The 21,397-nt window shown below is 61.7% G+C and carries 16 protein-coding genes and 1 riboswitch; of the genes, 11 read left to right on the top strand and 5 right to left on the bottom strand.

Annotation, left to right across the window (positions count from 1 at the left end; all coding sequences use genetic code 11):
- The first annotated feature begins 71 nt into the window (after positions 1–71).
- The 6 genes from LHAB_RS06440 to LHAB_RS06415 all read left to right on the top strand — a co-directional run bounded on the left by LHAB_RS06440 (position 72) and on the right by LHAB_RS06415 (position 4,945).
- Positions 72–959 carry a 23S rRNA (adenine(2030)-N(6))-methyltransferase RlmJ gene (locus LHAB_RS06440; protein ID WP_090044803.1) on the top strand — a complete coding sequence of 296 codons (888 nt, stop codon included), beginning with the start codon at positions 72–74 and terminating at the stop codon, positions 957–959.
- A 169-nt stretch (positions 960–1,128) separates the two neighbouring features.
- Complete coding sequence (gene paaA / locus LHAB_RS06435) at positions 1,129–2,160, top strand: 1,2-phenylacetyl-CoA epoxidase subunit PaaA (RefSeq protein ID WP_090044801.1); 1,032 nt, start codon at positions 1,129–1,131, stop codon at positions 2,158–2,160.
- Positions 2,157–2,453 (top strand): 1,2-phenylacetyl-CoA epoxidase subunit PaaB, encoded by a 297-nt coding sequence (gene paaB / locus LHAB_RS06430; RefSeq protein WP_090044798.1) that lies wholly within the window; start codon positions 2,157–2,159, stop codon positions 2,451–2,453. Before paaA ends, paaB begins: the two co-directional genes overlap by 4 nt.
- A gap of 20 nt (positions 2,454–2,473) precedes the next feature.
- Complete coding sequence (gene paaC, locus LHAB_RS06425) at positions 2,474–3,256, top strand: 1,2-phenylacetyl-CoA epoxidase subunit PaaC (protein WP_090047734.1); 783 nt, start codon at positions 2,474–2,476, stop codon at positions 3,254–3,256.
- A 9-nt stretch (positions 3,257–3,265) separates the two neighbouring features.
- Positions 3,266–3,802, top strand: a complete 537-nt coding sequence (gene paaD, locus LHAB_RS06420; protein WP_090044796.1) for a 1,2-phenylacetyl-CoA epoxidase subunit PaaD — start codon at positions 3,266–3,268, stop codon at positions 3,800–3,802.
- A 36-nt stretch (positions 3,803–3,838) separates the two neighbouring features.
- Complete coding sequence (locus LHAB_RS06415; RefSeq protein WP_090044794.1) at positions 3,839–4,945, top strand: 2Fe-2S iron-sulfur cluster-binding protein; 1,107 nt, start codon at positions 3,839–3,841, stop codon at positions 4,943–4,945.
- A 66-nt stretch (positions 4,946–5,011) separates the two neighbouring features.
- Here LHAB_RS06415 and LHAB_RS06410 read toward each other — a convergent pair whose 3' ends face one another.
- The 4 genes from LHAB_RS06410 to ahcY form a co-directional block, all read right to left on the bottom strand.
- Positions 5,012–5,611 (bottom strand): OmpW/AlkL family protein, encoded by a 600-nt coding sequence (locus LHAB_RS06410; protein WP_090044792.1) that lies wholly within the window; start codon positions 5,609–5,611, stop codon positions 5,012–5,014.
- A gap of 166 nt (positions 5,612–5,777) precedes the next feature.
- Entirely contained in the window at positions 5,778–6,608 is an 831-nt protein-coding gene (metF, locus tag LHAB_RS06405) for a methylenetetrahydrofolate reductase [NAD(P)H] (protein ID WP_090044789.1), read from the bottom strand.
- Between the two features lie 18 nt (positions 6,609–6,626).
- Positions 6,627–7,475: a TlyA family RNA methyltransferase gene (locus tag LHAB_RS06400; protein WP_090044787.1), complete on the bottom strand. Its 849-nt coding sequence runs from the start codon at positions 7,473–7,475 to the stop codon at positions 6,627–6,629.
- A gap of 159 nt (positions 7,476–7,634) precedes the next feature.
- Positions 7,635–9,068 carry an adenosylhomocysteinase gene (gene ahcY, locus LHAB_RS06395; protein WP_090044784.1) on the bottom strand — a complete coding sequence of 478 codons (1,434 nt, stop codon included), beginning with the start codon at positions 9,066–9,068 and terminating at the stop codon, positions 7,635–7,637.
- Positions 9,069–9,146: 78 nt separating this feature from the next.
- Positions 9,147–9,243: riboswitch (S-adenosyl-L-homocysteine riboswitch) on the bottom strand.
- A gap of 112 nt (positions 9,244–9,355) precedes the next feature.
- Here ahcY and LHAB_RS06390 point away from each other — a divergent pair.
- The 5 genes from LHAB_RS06390 to LHAB_RS06370 all read left to right on the top strand — a co-directional run bounded on the left by LHAB_RS06390 (position 9,356) and on the right by LHAB_RS06370 (position 14,923).
- Complete coding sequence (locus tag LHAB_RS06390; protein WP_090044782.1) at positions 9,356–10,336, top strand: MotA/TolQ/ExbB proton channel family protein; 981 nt, start codon at positions 9,356–9,358, stop codon at positions 10,334–10,336.
- Positions 10,333–11,082: a flagellar motor protein MotB gene (locus LHAB_RS06385; RefSeq protein WP_090044780.1), complete on the top strand. Its 750-nt coding sequence runs from the start codon at positions 10,333–10,335 to the stop codon at positions 11,080–11,082. The genes LHAB_RS06390 and LHAB_RS06385 overlap by 4 nt, the downstream gene beginning before the upstream one ends.
- Before the next feature lie 150 nt (positions 11,083–11,232).
- Entirely contained in the window at positions 11,233–12,861 is a 1,629-nt protein-coding gene (locus tag LHAB_RS06380; RefSeq protein ID WP_090044778.1) for a peptide chain release factor 3, read from the top strand.
- Positions 12,862–12,909: 48 nt separating this feature from the next.
- Positions 12,910–13,695: an HAD-IIB family hydrolase gene (locus LHAB_RS06375; RefSeq protein WP_090044775.1), complete on the top strand. Its 786-nt coding sequence runs from the start codon at positions 12,910–12,912 to the stop codon at positions 13,693–13,695.
- 64 nt (positions 13,696–13,759) lie between these two features.
- On the top strand, positions 13,760–14,923 hold the full coding sequence (locus tag LHAB_RS06370) for a methyltransferase (protein WP_090044772.1): 1,164 nt from the start codon (positions 13,760–13,762) through the stop codon (positions 14,921–14,923).
- Here the strand turns inward: LHAB_RS06370 and LHAB_RS06365 are convergent, their stop codons facing one another.
- Entirely contained in the window at positions 14,924–21,295 is a 6,372-nt protein-coding gene (locus tag LHAB_RS06365) for an excinuclease ABC subunit UvrA (RefSeq protein ID WP_090044770.1), read from the bottom strand.
- Positions 21,296–21,397: the final 102 nt, after the last annotated feature.

Here is a 21,397-nt window from a genome sequence, read left to right as displayed (position 1 = left end):
AAAATCGCTGCGAAGCCTGCCATTATACGAAAAATCAAGGACATGCAGAAGTTATTGGTTACCATCGACGGATGTTCAGTTACCGACACGCTTTCCACGCAGGCAACCATGCCGATGTGCTCAAACACATCACCTTGCTCGCCACCCTGCGCCACCTCATGCAAAAAGAGGCCGGCATCACCCTGATTGACACCCATGCCGGGGCCGGCTTGTACCGCCTGGATGGCGATTACTCTCAAAAAGGGGCCGAAGCCGAGGATGGCCTGTTCAAACTGCTGGGCGCTGCCGAAAAGCTGGACAACCTGCCCGAGCCCGTGCAGGACTATCTGGAACAGATCGCCAGCTTCAACCCCAACGGTCAGGCCAAAATCTACCCGGGCTCACCCTTTTTGATGCACCGCCTGATGCGCCACGAATCGCGCGACCGCTTGCGCTTGTTCGAGTTGCACCCCACCGACAGCAAAGCGCTGATGTCCAACATCGCCCAGCTCGAAGCCGGACGCACGGTCACCGTCAGCCGCGAAGACGGCTTTGAGGCCCTCAAAAAGCTGCTCCCCCCACCGCCCTCGGCCACCGGCTCCAAGAGGGCCATGGTTTTGATCGATCCCAGCTACGAGATCAAGTCGGATTACAGCAAAGTCGCCAACGTCATCCAAGAATACCTCAAGCGCTTTTCGACGGGCACCTACCTGGTCTGGTACCCGATCATCCCGCGCCCTGAGGCGCACGACCTGCCCAAACGCTTGCGCACCTTGGCCAACCAGTCCCAAAAGCCCTGGCTCAACGCCACGCTGGCGATCGGTCGTGGCCCAGGTGACGAAGGCGGCTTGGTGGCCAGCGGCATGTTCGTCATCAACCCGCCCTTCACCCTGAAAGACCAGATCCGCCAGGCGCTGGATGTCGTCGGCCCCGCCTTGGCGCGGGGATCGGGGAAAAACTGGGCCGTTGAATCCTCCTGAATGGTCTTGGACATGGGCGTGCTGAAGCCGGCGTTTCCTGTGAAAAACACAGGGATCAGGGAAAGACCTGAGCGCAGGGGGCTGAGATTAACCGACCGCACGGTCGGTTAATGGGTATACTGGCACCCGCGCCGCGATCATTCCATCCTGTTTGGCGCAGGAGAAGCCTATGTACACGCAATCTTTCAGCGTCCCGGACGCATCCGATGACGCCAAGTCGGCCGGTCTGAAGGCCGTCCCCCAAGCCCTGAGCGCACAAAACGCCGCACTGCAAGCCGCGTTTGACGCCCGCATCGATGCCGATGGCCGCATCGAGCCGCGCGAGTGGATGCCCGAGGCCTACCGCAAAACCTTGGTGCGCCAGATCAGCCAGCACGCGCACAGCGAAATCGTGGGCATGTTGCCTGAAGGCAACTGGATCAGCCGCGCCCCCAGCCTGAAGCGCAAAACGATTTTGATCGCCAAAGTGCAAGACGAAGCCGGCCACGGCCTGTACCTGTACAGCGCCGCCGAAACGCTGGGCACCAGCCGCGACCAAATGCTGGACGCGCTGCACACCGGCAAGGCGAAATACAGCTCCATCTTCAACTACCCCACGCTCAACTGGGCCGATGTGGGCGTGGTCGGCTGGCTGGTCGATGGCGCAGCCATCATGAACCAGGTGCCCCTTTGCCGCTGCTCATACGGCCCCTACGCCCGCGCCATGGTGCGTGTGTGCAAGGAGGAATCCTTCCACCAGCGCCAAGGCTACGAAGCCCTCCTGGTGATGATGCAAGGCACCGCCGAACAAAAAGCCATGGTGCAAGACGCGGTGAACCGCTGGTGGTGGAAATGCTTGGCCATGTTCGGTCCGCCTGACGCCGACAGCCCCAACAGCGCGCAAGGCATGCGCTGGGGCATCAAGCGCATCAGCAACGACGACCTGCGCCAAAAATTCGTGGATGCCACCGTCCCCCAAGCCAAGGTGCTGGGCGTGACCCTGCCAGACCCGGACCTGAAATGGAACGAAGCGCGGGGTCAGCACGACTACGGCCAGATTGACTGGGACGAGTTCTGGGCCACCGTGAACGGCAACGGCCCCTGCAACAAGGAGCGCCTGGGTGCCCGCGTCAAGGCCTGGAACGACGGCGCTTGGGTGCGCGAAGCGGCCCTGGCCCACGCCAAGAAACAACAGCAACGTCAGATGAAGGAAGCAGCATGAGCACACCGGCGCTGAAAGAATGGCCTCTGTGGGAGGTTTTCGTCCGCTCCAAGCAGGGTCTGGAGCACAAGCATTGCGGCAGCTTGCACGCCTCGGATTCGGAACACGCTTTGCAAATGGCCCGGGACGTCTACACCCGCCGCCAAGAAGGCGTGAGCATCTGGGTGGTGCCTTCGGCCAGCATCTCGGCCAGCGAGCCCAACGACAAGCCTGAATTTTTCGACCCGGCCAGCGACAAGGTGTACCGCCATCCCACCTTCTACGAGATCCCTGAAGAAGTGGGACACATGTGAGCACAACCATGAGTGTCCCCATGAACGCCCCCATCGATTACCTGCTGCACTTGGCCGACAACGCGCTGATCCTCGGTCAGCGCAACGCCGAATGGTGTGGACACGGCCCCATCCTCGAAGAAGACATCGCGTTGTCCAACAACAGCCTGGACCTGGTGGGCCAGGCCCGCATGCTTTACCAACACGCGGCCGAGCTGCAAGGCGGCGACGCCACCGAAGACACGCTGGCGTATTTCCGCGACGTGCCCGACTTCAAAAACTACACCCTGTGCGAATTGCCGCACCTGCCTTTGATGTCGGCCACCGCCCAAGGCGATCGTGATTTCGCCATGACCATGGCGCGCAACTTCTTGTACAGCAGCCTGATGGTGTTGGTCTGGGACCAGCTGCAAAACTCCCAAGACGCTCAGTTGGCCGCGATTGCCGCCAAGTCGCTCAAGGAAGTGCGCTACCACCTGCGCCATTCGCGCGACTGGTTGGTGCGTCTGGGTGATGGCACCGACGAGTCCCACGCCAAAGCGCAAGCGGCGCTGGACCAGTTGCTGCCCTACACCCAGGAATTTTGGGCCAGCAGCCCCCATGAAACCGCCGCGCTGGCCAACGGCACGGGGATCGACATGGCGGCATTGCAAACCGACTGGAACCAGATCGTGGACGAGGCACTGCGCGAGGCCACCCTCCAGCGCCCGGTCGATGGCGGCTTTGTGCCCACAGGCAAACAAGGCATCCACTCCGAACACCTGGGTTTCGTCTTGGCTGAAATGCAAAGCTTGGCCCGCGCCCACCCGCAAGCCACCTGGTAACGCCAAGCCATGTCCGCCCTCACTTCGCAGCCCAGCGCCACCGATGTGGCCCGCGCCTGGCATCTGCTCGACAGCTTGACCGACCCGGAAATTCCGGTGGTCAGCTTGCGCGAGCTGGGCATTTTGCGCGACGTGCGCGCAGGAGAAACGGGACTGGACGTGGTCATCACGCCCACTTACAGCGGCTGCCCTGCCATGGGCCAGATCGAAGACGATGTGAAAGCCCTGTTGTTGGCCAACGGCCTGCAAGGCCGTGTGGTCACCCAACTGGCGCCGGCCTGGACCACCGACTGGATGAGCGAAGCGGCCAAAGACAAGCTGCGCGCTTACGGCATTGCCCCGCCGCACGCCTGCGCAAGCCCCACCACAGGGGCAGCCAGCGTGGTGCAGTTTGCGGCGCGCGGGGCCAAGCCCGAGGTGGTGAACTGCCCGCAATGCGGCTCGGCCAACACCACCGAAACCTCCCATTTCGGCTCGACCGCCTGCAAGGCCCTTTACCGGTGCCTGGCCTGCATGGAGCCCTTTGATTACTTCAAACCCTACTGAGTCGCCTCGCGCCACCCAGTCCCAGAGCCTCAAGCCATGTCCGCAGCCCCCCGATTTCATGACCTCCCCATCGCACGCATCAGCCCAGAAGCAGCCGGTGCTGTGGCGATCACGCTGAACGTGCCTGCCGATCTGCGCAGCAGCTTCGACTTCCAGCCTGGCCAGTTCCTGACCTTGCGTGCCGACATCGATGGCACCGACGTGCGCCGCAGCTACTCCATCAGCTCGGCACACAGCCAACTGCAAAAGCAAGGCGTTCTCGAGGTGGGCATCCGACCCGTGGAAGGTGGGGTGTTCTCCAACTGGGCCGCCACCCAACTCAAGGCGGGCGACACACTGCGCGTGATGCCGCCCGATGGCCGCTTTGTGGTGCAGCGCCCCCGCGCCATCCACCGCGTGGGCTTTGCCGCAGGCTCGGGCATCACGCCCATCCTGTCCATTTTGGCCAGCACCCTGGAAGACCAGCCCGAGAGCAAATTCACCCTGGTCTACGGCAACCGCCGCATGGACAGCGTGATGTTCAACGAAGCGCTGCAAGACCTGAAAGACCGCTACCCGGACCGGCTCACGCTGATCCATATCCTCTCGCGCCAAGCGCAGGAAGTGCCCTTGCTCGAAGGTCGCATTGACGGCGCGAAAGTGCAGGCCATCATCGACGCCTTCCTGCCCGTGGGCAGCATGGACGAGGTGTTCGTGTGCGGCCCCGAGGCCATGATCGAAGCCACGGAGCAAGCGCTGCTGACCGCCGGCGTGAAAGCCGAACGCATCCGCACAGAACGCTTCAGCTCGCCCACACTCGATGCGCTGCCCCCCGACGCCCGCGCCAAAGCCGTGCTGGGTCACCCCGCCACACGTGCGCAAGGCGAAGTGCAACTCACCGTGGTGCTGGACGGCAAGCCGTACAACATGCCGATGAACCGCAACGAAAAGATCCTCGACATCGCCTTGTCACTGGGTCTGGACCTGCCCTACTCTTGCAAAGCCGGAGTTTGCTGCACCTGCCGCTGCAAGGTGATGGAAGGCACGACCGAGATGGAGAAAAACTTCACCCTCGAAAAACCCGAAGTGGAACAAGGTTTCGTCCTGTCTTGCCAAGCCCGCCCAACCAGCGAGCGCGTGGTGATCAGTTTCGATGAACGCTGAAACTCAGCGTGAGGCCCGCCTTGAAAACGCCCTGCACTGCAGGGCGTTTGACTTGACTCAACCCCGTCAGTAGCGGTAACCCAAACCCACCCCCACCAAGACAGGGTCCAGCTTCAAAGTGCCCTGATTGACGCCGCCGACAAAGACATTGGAGCGGATATAAAGCTTTTTGACATCGAAGTTCAAGGACCAGTTTTTATCCAAAGGTAAATCCATGCCAACCTGCAGCGCACCACCCCAGCTGTCGTCTTCTAGGTCAGCCCCTCCGCCGAGCAAATTGACCCGGGTGATGCGGGTGTAGTTCACGCCCGCTCCGACATAGGGCTTGTAACCATTCAATCCAGTAAAGTGGTACTGCAGCAGCAAACTGGGTGGCAAATGCTTGAAGGTACCAATCGATGTTCCGCCCATCGAGACCGTTTGTTTTTGGGGCACGGTCAGCATCAATTCGGCCGCCATGTTCGGGGTGAAAAAGTAACTGACGTCCACTTCCGGGATGGTCTTGTTGTTGACCGACAGACCCAGACCCGTGCCATCTTTGTTGGCCATGTCCAGGTGCACAGCGCGAGCGCGCACCACCCAAGGGCCTTCACCTGAAGCTTGGGCTATGGCGGCAGTCGCGGAGCAAGCAACCAACACGGCTGCAGCGATGGTGAGTTTTTTCATGTTGAGTTTCCTTATGAACGAAGAGCTTTTTGCTCGACTTCATTGGAAATTCAAACCACCCGCCATGGTTTGAGCAAGGTCAAATACAGCGGCAAGCCAACACCGGATTTCAGCTGAAATTGTGTTGAATCAATGCCAGCGCAAAGGTCCCAGAGTTCTGTGTGTTTCAGAACCGACGGCAGATTTCTGCCGTGGCAGCACTCTGGTTCATCGTGTAGAAATGGAGGGCTGGCACGCCGCCATTGACGAGTTGCTGGCACAAATCACTGACCACATCCAAACCAAAGGCCTTGATCGACTCCACATCATCGCCATAGCCCTGAAGACGCAGCCTGATCCAGCGCGGAATTTCGGCACCGCAAGCGTCTGAAAAACGCAGCAACTGAGACGAACTGGTGATCGGCATGATGCCCGGCACGATGGGCACATCCACGCCCAGCTTGTAGGCATCGTCCACAAAGCGGAAATACGCATCGCTGTTGTAGAAGTATTGCGTGATGGCCGAGTTGGCACCGGCTTTCACTTTGGTGGCAAAGGCCTGCAAGTCGGCATCGGGGGACTTGGCTTGCGGGTGGATTTCGGGGTAGGCCGCCACCTCGATGTGGAAATCGTCACCGGTTTCGGCACGGATGAACGCCACCAAATCGCTGGCGTAATGGAACTCGCCGCCAGCGCCGTAGCCACTGGGCAAGTCACCGCGCAGAGCAACCAGGCGCTTGACGCCCATGGCCTTGAGCGTGGCCAGCTCTTCGCGCACCGAAGACTTGGTCGCACCGATGCACGAGAAGTGAGAAGCGGCCGCTACGCCTTCGCTCAGGATGGCGCTCACGGTGGAAAATGTGCCCTCTTGCGTCGAGCCGCCCGCGCCGTAAGTGACCGAACAAAACTCAGGCTTGAGGGCGTACAGCTTTTCGCGCACCCCGCGTAATTTATCCGCGCCCTCGGGCGTTTTGGGTGGAAAAAACTCCAGACTGATGGGCAACTTCAAACCAGACATCACAACACCTTCCAAAATTCAATCGTCGTTGGCCTTGGCATAGGCCTTGGCAGCCCGATCGGCCTCGTGCGCGATGCGCGTGGCCTCGCGAGCAGGCAACACCGCCTCAGGGTCAGGCCAGCAAGCCTGCACAAAAAATTCATGGTTGCCGTCCCCCCCCGCAATCGGGCTGTCCAGCCAGGCCGTGACCTTCATGCCCAATTCGGTCAGTGCCGTGCGCACCCGGTTTTCGATGAAGGGGAAATGCGTGTCGTCTTTCACGATGCCGCCCTTGCCCACTTGCCCCGGTTGCAGCTCAAACTGGGGCTTGACCAGCATGAGCAACTGGCCTGTGGGCTTGAGCAAATGCACCACTCCCGGCAAGACCAAAGTGAGCGAGATGAACGACACATCGCCCACCACCAAGTCAAAGCCTTCCAATGCCTCAGGAATGCGCTCGTCGCCAGGCTCCAGCTCGCGGGCGTTCACGCCTTCGATGCAGACCACACGCTCGTCGCCCATGATGCGCGGATGCACCTGGGCATGACCCACATCAATGCCCACCACCTCGGCCGCGCCGTGCTGCAGCAAACAGTCGGTGAATCCCCCCGTGCTTTGACCCACGTCCAGGCAGCGCAAGCCGTCGACCCGAACGCCCGTGGCCTGCAAAGCGCCTTCGAGCTTGAGGCCGCCGCGAGAGACGTAGCGCGACTCGGCATCGTCGAGCAACTCCAGGGCTGCGCTCTCGGGCACCTCGTCGCGGTTTTTGACGACGGTGCGCCAAACGCCGTCAGGCTGCTGCCACTTCACGCCCCCAGCGATCAGTCGCTGGGCTTGTGAACGAGAGGCGGCCAAGCCACGTTCGACGAGGAGTTGATCAATGCGCATGGGGTGGGGTCAGCCAAACAATCAATGGAACAAGGGGGGTAAGCGATGCGGGCCAGCCCACACCGTGGTCAATCCGCGAGAAGTCATTCCCGCGCAGGCGGGAATCCACTCGCAACAATCGACATCATGCCTACCCGCCTGCGCGGGCAGGGCAGTCCATCAATAACGGTAAGTGTCGGCCTTGTAAGGACCGTTCTTGGACACGCCGATGTAAGCAGCTTGCTCTTCGCTCAATTCGGACAGCATCGCGCCAACTTTCTTCAGGTGCAGGCGGGCCACTTTCTCGTCGAGGTGCTTGGGCAGCACATAGACCTTGCCGGACTCGTACTGGTCTTGCTTGGTGAACAGCTCGATCTGGGCGATGGTCTGGTTGGCAAACGACGACGACATCACGAAGCTGGGGTGGCCGGTGGCGCAGCCCAGGTTCACCAAACGGCCTTTGGCCAGCAAGGTGATCTTCTTGCCATCGGGGAAGATGACGTGATCGACCTGGGGCTTGATCTCGTCCCACTGCAACTTTTCCAGAGAAGCGACGTCGATTTCGTTGTCGAAGTGACCGATGTTGCAAACAATGGCTTCGTCTTTCATGGCGGCCATGTGCTCGTAACGGATCACATTCTTGTTGCCGGTGGCCGACACGAAGATGTCGCACTTGTCAGCAGCGTATTCCATGGTCACCACTTTGAAGCCTTCCATGGCAGCTTGCAAGGCGTTGATCGGGTCGATCTCGGTCACCCAAACTTGGGCGCTCAAGGCGCGCAAGGCTTGGGCCGAGCCCTTGCCCACGTCACCGTAACCGGCGACGACGGCCACTTTGCCGGCGATCATCACGTCGGTGGCGCGCTTGATGGAGTCGACCAACGATTCGCGGCAACCGTACAGGTTGTCAAACTTGCTCTTGGTCACCGAATCGTTCACGTTGATGGCACGGAACATCAGGCTGCCCTTGGCGGCCATTTCGTTCAAGCGCAACACACCGGTGGTGGTCTCTTCGGTCACGCCGATGATGTGCGCGCCCTTGCGGCTGTACCAGGTGGGGTCCACGGCCAACTTGGCCTTGATGGCGTTGAACAGGCAGGTCTCTTCTTCGCTGGTGGGGTTGGCGATCAAGGACGCGTCTTTTTCGGCGCGCTTGCCCAGGTGCATGAGCAAGGTGGCGTCGCCGCCATCGTCCAGAATCATGTTGGGGCCTTCGCCTTCGGTGCCAGCGGGGCCGAAGTCAAAAATACGGTGGGTGTAGTCCCAGTAATCGGCCAGGGTTTCGCCCTTGATGGCGAACACGGGCGTGCCCTTGGCGGCAATCGCGGCAGCGGCGTGGTCTTGGGTCGAAAAAATGTTGCAAGAGGCCCAACGCACATCGGCACCCAAGGCTTGCAGGGTCTCGATCAACACGGCCGTCTGGATGGTCATGTGGAGCGAACCGGTGATGCGCGCACCCTTCAAAGGCTGGGCCTTGTTGAATTCTTCGCGGATGGCCATGAGGCCGGGCATTTCGGTCTCGGCGATTTTGATTTCTTTGCGACCCCAATCGGCCAGACCGATGTCGGCGATCACGCAATCGGCGTTGACGGTGGAAGGCATACGTGCATTCATGAGAAAAGCTCCAAGCAATGTGAATGAACCACACGCTGGCGTTGCACTGAATGGAAATTACAGGCTCACCGCACGTCGTGTGGATGAGCGTCGTTGCTGTTGAAGTGTTCCGAGCCTCACGCCCCGCTGCCGACTTGTTAACAAGTCAGGGGGCGCTGCAACGCTCCTCGGAAGCAATAATTCTACCGCAGCTTGACCCCAACCCCTCACCACCTTGGAGAAAGCTCGACCTGACAGGGGGTGATTCCGCTAGACTGGTTCGGTTTGCAGCTTTCCAGCCCCTCCCCATGTCAGACCTGATGCTTTACCTCCCCAATTACTGGCACCTGTGGGCCGTGGCGGCCGTGATTGGCCTGGTGGCCTGGAACTACGGCACCCAATTCATCCAACCCGCGCTGCGGCTCAAAACCGATCTGTCCAAGGTCCATGACCATTTGGCGCAGTTGTCCCAACAAGCCCCAGGCACCCACATCGATTTGGCCCAACTGAAAGACGATGTGATGACATCACCCGCCTTGCAGCATGCCTGGCAGCAATATGCCTGCACGCTGCAAGTGCAATGGCAAGCGCCCGATGCCGGACCCCTTGGGGCAGCCCGGCAGCGGGTGAGCCATTTGTCACGGTCATTCTTCGCCCACATGGACATGGCGGCCAACGGTCAGCGGCTTGACCTGTCCCATCTCGAACAGCTGACGCAAAACGACCCGAACCTGGGCAAACTCTGGGCCGAATACAACCAGGCTCTGGAAGCGCTGCAGCAACTGGAAACCTCGGCACACAACACCAGCGGCCAATGGCAAGCCCAAAGCCATGCCGAAAACTACTTCACCGAACAAGCCCTGGTGGACTCCCCGCTGCAATCGAATTTCTACAAGCACATCCCAGGCATCCTGACCGGTGTGGGCATCATCGGCACCTTCTCGGGCCTGATTGCCGGGCTCGTCAACTTTGATGTGTCCAACCCGGAGCGGGTGCAAGCCGAGCTGAGCCAACTGGTGCAAACCGTCGGCCATGCCTTCTTGGTGTCGGCCCTGGCCATCACTCTGGCCATGGTGTTCACCTGGATCGAAAAATCCCTGCTGACGGGACGTTACAGGCAGGTCGAACAACTCCAGCAGGGCCTGGACACCCTGTTCAACCCCCAAGGCGGTGCGCAACACATGGAGCGCCTCACGTTGGCGGCAGAAATGCAAGCGGCGTTGTCTTACAAAATCCTCAGCCAACTGCGCCTTTCCCCAACGCCGCCGCCCACACGCCCCGCCCCATGATCGGCCCCAGAAAAGCCCCTGCCCGCAAGCGCACCGACGAGGCAGAAAAACCCTTCTGGATTTCTTTTTCAGATCTGATGACCGCCCTCATGGTGCTGTTTTTGGTGGCCATGGCGGTCGCGCTCTTGAACGTCACGCAAGGCTTGCGCCAAATGGACGAGCACCGCACCACGCGCGAGCAAGCCATCTCCAGCTGCCTGAGCGAAGTCCAGCAACTCACGCAGCAAGCTGAATTTGCAGGGGTCAAGCTGCGAGGGCAAACCCTCGAACTGGGCACTTTGGCGGAGTTCAAAAAAGACAGCAACGAGCTGGAACCCCAACGCATGGCTTTTCTGCGCAGCTTCGTCCCCCAAATGCTCCGTGTGGCGCACACCCCTGGCTGCAAGGAGTGGCTCAAGCGCTTTGTGCTCGAAGGCTATGCCAGCCCCGAAGGCTCTTATTTGTACAACCTCAACCTCAGCCTGGAGCGGTCCCAGCGCGTGCTGTGCGTGTTGCTCGACGCCAAGGCCCCCGATGCCCCCAGCCTGGCAGATCGCAAAACGGTCCGGGAAATGTTCTTCGTGGGCGGCTCCTCCTTCAACTCGGCCATCCTGAACCAACCGGAAAAAAGCCGCCGCGTCGAACTGCGACTCGAATTCAAGGACCTGCGCCCCCAATGCACCGCCGACACACCCGGCTGCGAAGCCGATGAGGCGCGCCCCATTCCCTGGGACGACGACTTCAAATGCCCTGTGGCCTCCCGCTGAGCGGCCAGACCTTGGCCTGAATCCCCGGCGGCGAGGCGGACCGCAGAGCGTTTGCGCGCTGCTGGCCCGGTAAAATCACGCTTTCGCCAGCCCGACCGGGCCTGGCCACCGCGCAGGCGACTGGCCGAGCGCACGATTTCAGGACCCCTTGTGACCTACGCCCACGAAACCCGGCGCCGCCGGACGTTTGCCATCATTTCCCACCCCGACGCGGGTAAAACCACGCTGACCGAAAAGCTCTTGCTGTTCTCGGGTGCGATCCAGATCGCCGGTTCGGTCAAGGCCCGCAAGGCCTCGCGCCACGCCACCTCGGACTGGATGGAGATCGAAAAGCAGCGCGGCATCTCGGTGGCCTCATCGGTCATGCAGATGCTGTACCGTGATCACGTCATCAACCTGCTCGACACCCCTGGCCACAAAGACTTTTCGGAGGACACCTACCGCGTGCTCACGGCGGTGGACTCGGCGCTCATGGTGATCGACGCGGCCAACGGTGTGGAAGCGCAAACTCGCCGCTTGATCGAGGTTTGCCGACAACGCGACACGCCCATCATCACCTTTGTCAACAAGATGGACCGCGAAGTGCGCGACCCCCTCGACATCCTGGACGAAGTCGAGCGAGAACTGGGCATGCCCTGCGTGCCCATGACCTGGCCCATCGGTCAGGGCAAATCGTTTGGCGGCATCGTCAACCTGCGCACGCAGGCCATGACGGTGTTCGACTCCGGCAGCGAACGCCTGCCGCAAGACTTCGAAACCATCCCTCTCACCGAGCAAGCCCAACTGGCCGAGCGCTTTGGCCTGGAGTGGCAAACCGCCATGGACAGCATGGAACTGGCCACCGGCGCATCGCCCGCGTTCGATGAAGCCGCTTTTTTGGCGGGCAAGCAAACGCCCGTGTTTTTCGGTTCTGGCGTGAACAACTTCGGCGTGATGGAAGTGCTGGACGCCTTGGTCGATTTGGCCCCACCGCCACGCCCCCGCACCAGTTCGGTGTTGGTGAACAAGCAGCCCGTGGTCAAAGAAATCCAGCCCGAGGACAGCGCGTTTTCGGGCGTGGTGTTCAAAGTCCAAGCCAACATGGACGCCAACCACCGCGACCGCATCGCCTTTGTGCGCATGGCGTCCGGCAAATACACGCCCGGCATGAAGCTCAAAGTGCAACGGACCGCCAAAGAGCTGCGCCCCACCAGCGTGGTGACCTTTCTCTCGCAAAGACGCGAAGCGGTCGACGAAGCCTATGCCGGCGACATCATTGGCTTCACCACCCACGGCGGTGTGCAGTTGGGCGACACCATCACCGACGGTGCCAACCTGCTGTTCACCGGCCTGCCCTTCTTTGCACCCGAACTGTTCATGACGGTGATTTTGAAAAACCCCCTGCGCACCAAACAACTGCAGCAAGGCCTGGACCAGCTGGGTGAAGAAGGCGCAATCCAGGTCTTCAAACCCGAAATCGGCGGCCCCATGCTGCTGGGTGCGGTGGGCCAGCTGCAGTTTGAAGTGGTGCAACACCGCCTGAAAGCCGAATACGACTGCGATGTGCGCCTGGAGGGCTGCCAGTACACCGGTGCGCGCTGGATCACCGCCGACACCCCGGCCGAGTTGCGCGAGTTCACCAACGCCTACCCGCAGCGCATGTCGCTCGATGCGGCAGGCACGCTGGCGTACCTGTGCACCAGCCCCTACGACGTGCGCCTGGCGCAAGAGCGCTTCCCCAAAATCCACTTCCACCCGCTGCGCGAGCACGCAGGTCTGGCCCTGGGCAGCGCGGGCTGATCGCTGCATTGGGGTCAGATCCCCATTGAATCGACAAGATTTACAACCATGCGCCCCCTTTCCAGTTGGCAGGTTCCGCAAGACATCCTCGGCGTCTTCACCGACATCGACGACACGCTGACCACCGAAGGGGCGATCACCCCAGACGCCTTGCAAGCCCTCGCCAATCTGAAAGCGGCGGGTCTGCATGTGGTGCCAATCACCGGACGACCGGTGGGTTGGAGCGAAGCCTTTGCGTCAAGCTGGCCGGTGGATGCCATCGTGGCCGAAAACGGGGCCGTGGGGCTGCAACATTCGGCCACACGGGGCCTGCGCAAGCTGTACCAGCAAGATGCGCCGACACGCCAAGCCAACTTCACCCGCATGCAAGCGGTGCTCGCGCACATCGAAAAAAATGTGCAGGGCGCTGTGCGCTCCCAAGACAGCGGCGGGCGTGAAACCGACATCGCCATCGACCACAGCGAATTCACGCAACTGCCACAAGACGCCATCGAAGAGGTGGTGCGCCGGATGCAAGGCGCTGGCATGACCGCCACGGTGAGCAGCATCCATATCAACGGCTGGTTCGGCACGCACAGCAAACTCTCTGGGGCGCGCTGGATCGTGCGCGAGTTGTGGGGCCGTGATCTCGATGCCGAAATCGAGCGCTGGGTTTATGTGGGAGACTCGACCAATGACCAAGTGATGTTTGAACACTTTGCCCACAGTGTGGGCGTGGCCAACATCCGGCGCTTTGAAGCACAACTCACACACCCGCCGCGCTTCATCACGCCCAGCGAACGCGGTGCAGGCTTTGCCGAATTGGCCAGCCAACTGCTGACGCGTCTGCGCTGAAACTCTGTTGAAACCCCTTCGTGGCCATCTGCGCGATACCTACACACACCGACTGGACCTGCGCATGAATGCCCCCATCCTTTTGACTTGGTCTGAAAAAGACACCCCACGCTCGGCCCTGTGGCGCTCCGACCAAGTGCTGCCCAAAACCGTGGTGCTGGCCGATGACACCATGACCGCCGACACCGCCTACCGCCTGGCCTGCGCCGGCACCGGCTTGCTGTGGCGCAGCGACTTTCAAAACGCGCGGCAAATGCTGCAAGCATTGACACGGCGCATCGACAAGCCCAAAAAGGTTCGCGCCAAAAAGCAAGACCCGGATGCGCCAGTGATCCCCGGTGCGGCCTTTCACACCCACCGCCAGGCGCAAGCCCAGCGCACGCGAATTTTGAGCCAGGTCTTGATTGAACTTGATGGCGATTACGGCATTGCCTTGCGTCGCGCGCCCGATGCGAAAGCCGCCTGCATGCAGGCCTTTGGACCGGCCGATGGGCAAGCCTCGGTGATCTCACTGCGAAGTTTGCAGGGCGTGATCGGCGCGTTTGAATGGCGCAAGAAGGGCGTTGAAGTGCCTGCCATGGGCGAAGCCTTGTGCATTTACCCGCACTACGGCGTGTTCTCACCGGTGCGCGGCGAATATGTCGAGTTGGTGGCCAAGGCCCCGCTGCCCGATGCTTTTTCTGCGCACCCGGTGGCCTTCGACATCGGCGTGGGCACGGGCGTCTTGTCGGCGGTGCTGGCGCGGCGGGGAGCACAACAAGTGGTTGGCACCGACCAGTCTGAACGCGCTTTGGCTTGCGCTTTGGACAACCTGCAACGCCTGGGTCTGCAAAACCAGGTGCAACTGCTGCAGACCGACCTCTTTCCAGCCGGTCAAGCGTCGGTGGTGGTGTGCAACCCCCCTTGGCTGCCGGCACGTCCCACATCACTTTTGGAGCAAGCGGTGTATGACGAGGGCAGCCAAATGCTGCAAGGCTTTTTGAAGGGCCTGCCCCAACACCTGAGCGACGGTGGTGAAGGCTGGCTGATCTTGTCCGACCTGGCAGAGCACCTGGGCCTGCGCAGCCGCGATGCCCTGCTGGGCTGGATCGCACAAGCCGGCCTGACGGTATTGGGGCGCATGGATGTGAAGCCTGTGCACGCCAAAGCCCAAGATGCCAGCGACCCACTGCATGCCGCACGGTCGGCCGAAGTCACCTCGCTGTGGCGGCTTGGTGTGACCGGCTGATCACACCCGCGCCAGCACCGGCCCCAAGGCCACGCCCGTGTGCGTGCCCAACAGCACCAGCGCCTCGGGTGTCATGGCCGCCACAATGCGGCCGCCGGCATTGCCGCCTTCCGGCCCCAGGTCAATCACCCAGTCGGCCTCGGCGATCACATCGAGGTCGTGTTCGATCACGATCACGCTGTGACCGGCGTTGACCAAGCGGTGCAACACGCTGATCAGTTTGTCCACGTCGGCCATGTGCAGGCCCACGGTGGGCTCGTCCAGCACATACAGGGTGTGCGGGGCTTTGTTGCCGCGCTTGCCCACTTCGTCGCGCACCTTGGTCAACTCGGTCACCAGCTTGATGCGCTGCGCCTCGCCACCACTGAGCGTGGGTGAAGGCTGGCCCAAAGTCAGGTAACCCAGCCCCACGTCCTTGAGCAGCTGGAGCGGGTGCGCGATGCTGGGCATGCTGGCGAAAAAGTCCACCGCTTCGTCCACCTCCATCTGCAGCACATCGCCAATGCTCTTGCCACGCCAGGTGACGGCCAGCGTTTCAGGATTGAAGCGGGCACCCCGGCAGGTTTCGCACGGCACTTTCACATCGGGCAAGAAACTCATCTCGATGGTGCGCATGCCCTGGCCTTCGCAGCCGGGGCAACGGCCTTCGCCGGTGTTGAAGCTGAAGCGCCCGGCCGCATAGCCTCGCGCTTTGGCTTCGAGTGTTTCGGCAAACAGTTTGCGGATCGTGTCCCAAAAGCCGATGTAGGTGGCGGGGCAGGAACGCGGTGTTTTGCCAATGGGCGTTTGGTCGACTTCGAGCACGCGGTCAATGCCCTCAAAGCCTTGCACATCGCTGCATGCGCTCAAAGCCACGCGCTGACCGGCGTCTTGGGCGGTACGCCCGGCAAAAGTGGCGCGCTGACTGACCAGCGCCTGCACGTTGGTCAGCAACACGTCTCGGGCCAGGGTGGATTTGCCGGAGCCACTGACACCGGTCACGGCCACCAGACGCTTGAGCGGCACTTGCACATCGACTTGGCGCAGGTTGTGCAAGTTGGCGCCAGTGAGCGTGAGCCATTGCATCGGCGCCGCCCCAGCCTCTGCGTGGGGCGGTGGCGTGGGCACCGATTTTGGCTTACCCCCGCCACATGAGGCGCCCGCGCCAGCGCCCCATGCAGAGGCATCCACCACCCGACGCAATTGCATCGGGTGCTTCATCGCGTGCAACAAGTAGCGACCGGTCTGCGAGTCGGCGGCAGCGGTGATGTCGGCCACCGAGCCCTGCGCCACCAAACGCCCACCGCGTTTGCCCGCACTCGGACCAATGTCGATGATGTGGTCGGCACGGCGAATCGTGTCTTCGTCGTGTTCCACCACCACCAAGGTGTTGCCCTTGTCGCCCAGCTTGTGCAGGGCTTTGAGCAAGATCTGGTTGTCGCGGGCGTGCAAACCAATGGTGGGTTCGTCCAGCACGTAGCACACGCCTTGCAGATTGCTGCCCAATTGCGCCGCCAAGCGGATGCGCTGGGCCTCCCCACCCGACAGCGTGGGCGCACCCCGGTCGAGTGTGAGGTAGCCCAGGCCCACTTCTTCCAAAAATTCGAGGCGGCTTTGGATCTCGGGCACCAGATCGCGAGCGATGTCGGCATCGCGCCCGGTGAGTTGCAGTTTTTCCACCCACTGGCGGACATCGCTGACCGACAAACTGGCGATGTCGGTGATGCGCCAGCCTTGGCCCGGCGCTGCGCCCAAGCGCACGGCACGCGCAGTGGCATTCAGGCGGGTGCCTTCGCAACTGGGGCAGGCCACGTTGGCCAGGTCTTCGATCTCGGGTTCGGCAAAGGTTTGCTCGCGGCCTTTGTCCTTGTCGTCACGCACCGAGTCATCGAACACTTTGCGTTCGTCCTTGCTCAGTTGGACCCCTGTGCCCACGCAGTCCGGGCACCAGCCGTGTTTGCTGTTGTAGGAGAACAAACGGGGGTCCAGCTCCGCGTATGACGTGTCGCAGGCCGGGCAAGCCCGCAAGGTCGAGAACACGCGGTGCTGGCCAATGCGGGCGGTGGATTCGCCGCTGAACATGGCTTCGCGCAAACCGTCCAGATCGCTCAACACATGCACCACCCCTTTGCCATGCTCCAGGGTTTTGGTCAGGGCTTGGCGCAGGATGCTTTCTTGGGCGGGCGACACATCAAGACTCGCCACCGGCAGCTCGATGTTGTGCTCTTTGAAGCGGTCGATGCGGGGGAACGCTTGGGTCGGCAAAAAGTCGCCATCGACCCGCAGATGGGTGTAGCCACGAGGCCTGGCCCAATCAGCCAATTCGGTGTACACGCCCTTTCGGTTGACCACCAGCGGTGCCAACAGGCCGATGTGCTGGCCCTTGAACTGCGTCATCAGCTGCGCCACGATGCTGTCGGGCGTTTGCGGTTGCACCGGCGTGTTGTCATACACGCAATGCTGAATACCCAGCTTCACATACAGCAGGCGCAAGAAATGCCAGACCTCGGTGGTGGTGCCCACGGTCGATTTGCGGCCGCCGCGTGACAGGCGCTGCTCGATCGCCACAGTGGGCGGGATGCCGTACACCGCATCGACCTCCGGGCGGCCTGCGGGCTGCACGATGGAGCGGGCGTAAGCGTTCAGGCTTTCCAGATAACGGCGCTGGCCTTCGTTGAACAGGATGTCAAACGCCAGCGTGGACTTGCCTGAACCGCTGACACCGGTGACCACGTTGAACTTGCCGCGCGGGATGTTGACGCTCAGATTCTTGAGGTTGTGCTCTTTGGCGTTGACGATTTGGATGTTGTTGTTCAACACAGTTTTACGACGAGCGGCAGGAGCAATTGAACTTGCAGCAGCGCCGCCACGAACACTCGCCAGCGAGGCTGCGGTGTCGGGGGGTGACGATTTTGGCGTACCCCCGCCGTATGAGGAACCCGCCGACACCGCAGCCTCGCCCCCATAAACAGTCGAACGCTCAGCAGCGCCATGCATTTCCCCCATGGATTCGGCGTACTCGCGCAACGCCAGCCCCGTGTGGGATGTCGCGTGCTGACGCACATCGTCCGGCGTGCCCTCGGCCACGATCAGGCCCCCGGCATATCCGCCCTCTGGCCCCAAGTCGATCAGCCAATCGCTGGCGCGGATCACGTCCAGGTTGTGCTCGATGACGATGAGCGAGTGCCCCGCTTCGAGCAACTTGCGCAAAGCCCTCATGAGCTTGGCGATGTCGTCAAAGTGCAGGCCGGTGGTCGGCTCGTCAAACAAGAACAGCGTGCCTTTGCGCGCCAGACTCTGGCGACTCTTGGATGCGCTTTTGGCGGCCTCGGCCAAAAAGCCGGCGAGTTTCAAGCGCTGCGCTTCTCCGCCCGACAAAGTCGGCACAGGCTGGCCCAGCTTCACATACTCGAGGCCCACATCCACAATGGGTTGCAGGGCGCGGATCACATCACGGTCTTGCGCGAACAAGGCGGCGGCCTCACTCACCGTCAAGTCCAGCACATCGGCCACGTTCAGGTGGCGCGGCTGGGACTGGCCCAAGGCTTGGCGCTCGACGGTGATCTCCAGAATTTCGGGACGGTAACGCTGGCCATTGCAGTCTGGGCAGCGCAAATACACATCGCTCAAAAACTGCATTTCCACGTGCTCAAAGCCCGAGCCACCGCAGGTGGGGCAGCGGCCATCGCCACCGTTGAAACTGAACTTGCTGGCGGTGTAGCCGCGCTGGCGCGACAGCGGCGCGGTCGCAAAAATTTCGCGGATCGCGTCCCATGCCCCCACATAACTCACCGGGTTGGAACGCGCCGTTTTGCCAATGGGCGATTGGTCCACAAACACCACATCGCTCAGGTGGTCAGCCCCCAGCAGGCGGTCGTGTGCGCCGGGGGTTTCAGTGGCTTTGCCAAAGTGGCGCATCAGCGCCGGGGCCAGCACGTCCTGGATCAAGCTCGATTTGCCCGATCCGCTGACGCCGGTGATGGTGACCAAGCGTTGCAGCGGAAAGTCCACGCTGATGTTTTGCAGGTTGTGTTCGCGAGCGCCTTCCAAAATCAAACGCGGCGTGCTGTCGGTCACCATGCGCTTGAAGCCCAATCCCACCTGCTTGCGTCCACCCAGATAGGCGCCGGTGAGGGTGTCGGCGTTGCGCAGGTCGGCTGTGGTGCCGTCAAACACAATTTGCCCACCGCGCTCGCCGGGACCAGGCCCCATGTCGATCATGCGGTCGGCCGCCATCATCACGGCGGGGTCGTGCTCCACCACCACCAAGGTGTTGCCCGCATCGCGCAGGCGGTGCATGGCCAAGGTGATGCGGTGCATGTCGCGGGGGTGCAGACCGATGCTGGGCTCGTCCAGCACAAACAAGGTGTTGACCAAGCTGGTGCCCAAGGCGGTGGTCAGGTTGATGCGCTGCACTTCGCCGCCGCTGAGGGTGCGGCTTTGGCGGTCGAGGGTGAGGTAACCGATGCCCACGTCGCACAGGTATTTCAGGCGGGTGGTGATTTCTTCCAGCAGCAGTTGCAGCGCTTTTTGTTCGGCGCTGGGGCCTTGGTTTTTGGCCTGGATTGCTTCGGTGGTTTCTTCGGAGGTTCGGTCTGCATCAGAGCGGGGGGCGGGCTCCTCATGAGGCGGGGGTACGCCAAAATCGTCGCCCGCCCCCCGCTCTGACGCAGACCTTGTGGTCGATCGAGCGTCCAGTGCCTTCTCTATCGATGTCGATGGCTGTTTCTGCGTCTCTGCACCCACGGCTTCGGCCGGGGATGGGCTGGGCGACGATTTTGGCGTACCCCCGCCGTATGAGGAGCCCAGCCCATCCCCGGCCGGAGCCTCCCCTGCCATACCCACAGCAGTCTGCGCCAAATGACCCGACGCCGACACCCGGTCAAAGAACAAGCGCAACCGGTCCAGCGGCATGATCATCATGTCGTGCAAACTCAAACCCGGCAGCGCCTCGAGTTGCGCACGCGACCACTTCACACCCGCGGGCATGAAGCGTTTTTCCACCGGCAAAACCCCATCGGCATCCGAGTGGCTGCCAATGCGCCAGAGCAGGCTCTCGCTCTTCAAACGCGCCCCTTGGCACGTCGGGCACTCGGTGTAACTGCGGTACTTGGACAAGAGCACCCGGATGTGCATCTTGTAGGCCTTGCTCTCCAGGTACTCAAAAAAGCGCTTCACGCCATACCACTGGTGGTTCCAGCGGCCCTTCCATTCGGGCGAACCGTGGATCACCCAATCTTGCTGGGCTTTCGTCAGCTTGTCCCAAGCGGTGTCACGCGGAATGCCTGCGGCCTCGGCGTGGCGCATCAGGTCGTCCTGGTTTTCTTGCCAGGCGGGCGTTTGCAGCGTCTTGATGGCCCCGGCCCGCAGCGTGAGCTTGGGGTTGGGAATGACCAAGCCATAGTCGACACCGATCACCCGACCAAAGCCCCGGCAGGTCTCGCACGCGCCCACGGCCGAGTTGAACGAGAACATCGACGGGATCGGGTCGGTGTAGCGCTGGTCGCTGTCGGGGCAATGCAGGCCGGTGGAAAAGCGCCAGATGTCGAAACTGCTGGCCGGCTCAGAGGTGGATGGCCGCGCTTCGCTCGCCATGACAGGACCCTCGTCATCGCGAGGCACGAAGCGATCCATAGATGAAGCAGTCACACCCGCACTGGCAGAAGAAAAATGGGGATCTGACCCCAATTTCTCCACATACACATTCAGACGGCCGCCGCGTTTGAGGGCCACTTCGATGGCTTCGACTACGCGGGCTTTTTCGGCCTTGCCCAAACGGAAACGGTCGGCGATCACGTCCAACACTTTGCGCGGGCCGGTGGGGGTGGCCACTTCGCGTTCGGCCTGCACCTTGGTGAAACCGCTGGCAGAGAGCCACTGCTCGACTTGCTCGGCGCTGGTGTTGGCGGGCAACTCCACAGGGAAGGTCAGGTACAGGCGCGGATCGCCCGCTTGCGCGGCACGCTGTGCCAGTTCGGCGTAAATGGTGTCGGGGTTGTCGTGGCGCACAGGCTGTGCGGTGTCTTTGTCGAACAGCTGCCCAAGACGAGCGAACAAGAGCTTGAGGTGGTCATTCAGCTCGGTCATGGTGCCCACGGTGGAGCGCGAGCTGCGCACCGGGTTGGTCTGGTCAATCGCAATGGCTGGCGGCACGCCTTCGACTTTGTCCACCGCCGGTTTGTCCATGCGGTCGAGAAACTGGCGGGCATAGGCGCTGAAGGTTTCCACATAGCGGCGCTGGCCTTCGGCGTAGAGCGTGTCAAACACCAGGCTCGACTTGCCAGAGCCGCTGGGCCCGGTGACCACCGTCAACTCGCCCGTGCGGATGTCCAAGTCGATATTTTTGAGGTTGTGCTGACGGGCACCACGGATGCGGATGAGACCTTGGGACATGGACAGGCTTTATGGGGTGAAGGCCAAACATTCTAGGGCGCAGGTCATGACATTTCCGGCGCCCAAAAGAAAAGCCACGCTCAGGCGTGGCTTTGGACGGAT

Source organism: Limnohabitans sp. 2KL-27 (genome assembly GCF_001269345.1).
Lineage (GTDB): Bacteria > Pseudomonadota > Gammaproteobacteria > Burkholderiales > Burkholderiaceae_C > Limnohabitans_A.
This window is presented reverse-complemented; position numbering and strand designations above follow the sequence as displayed.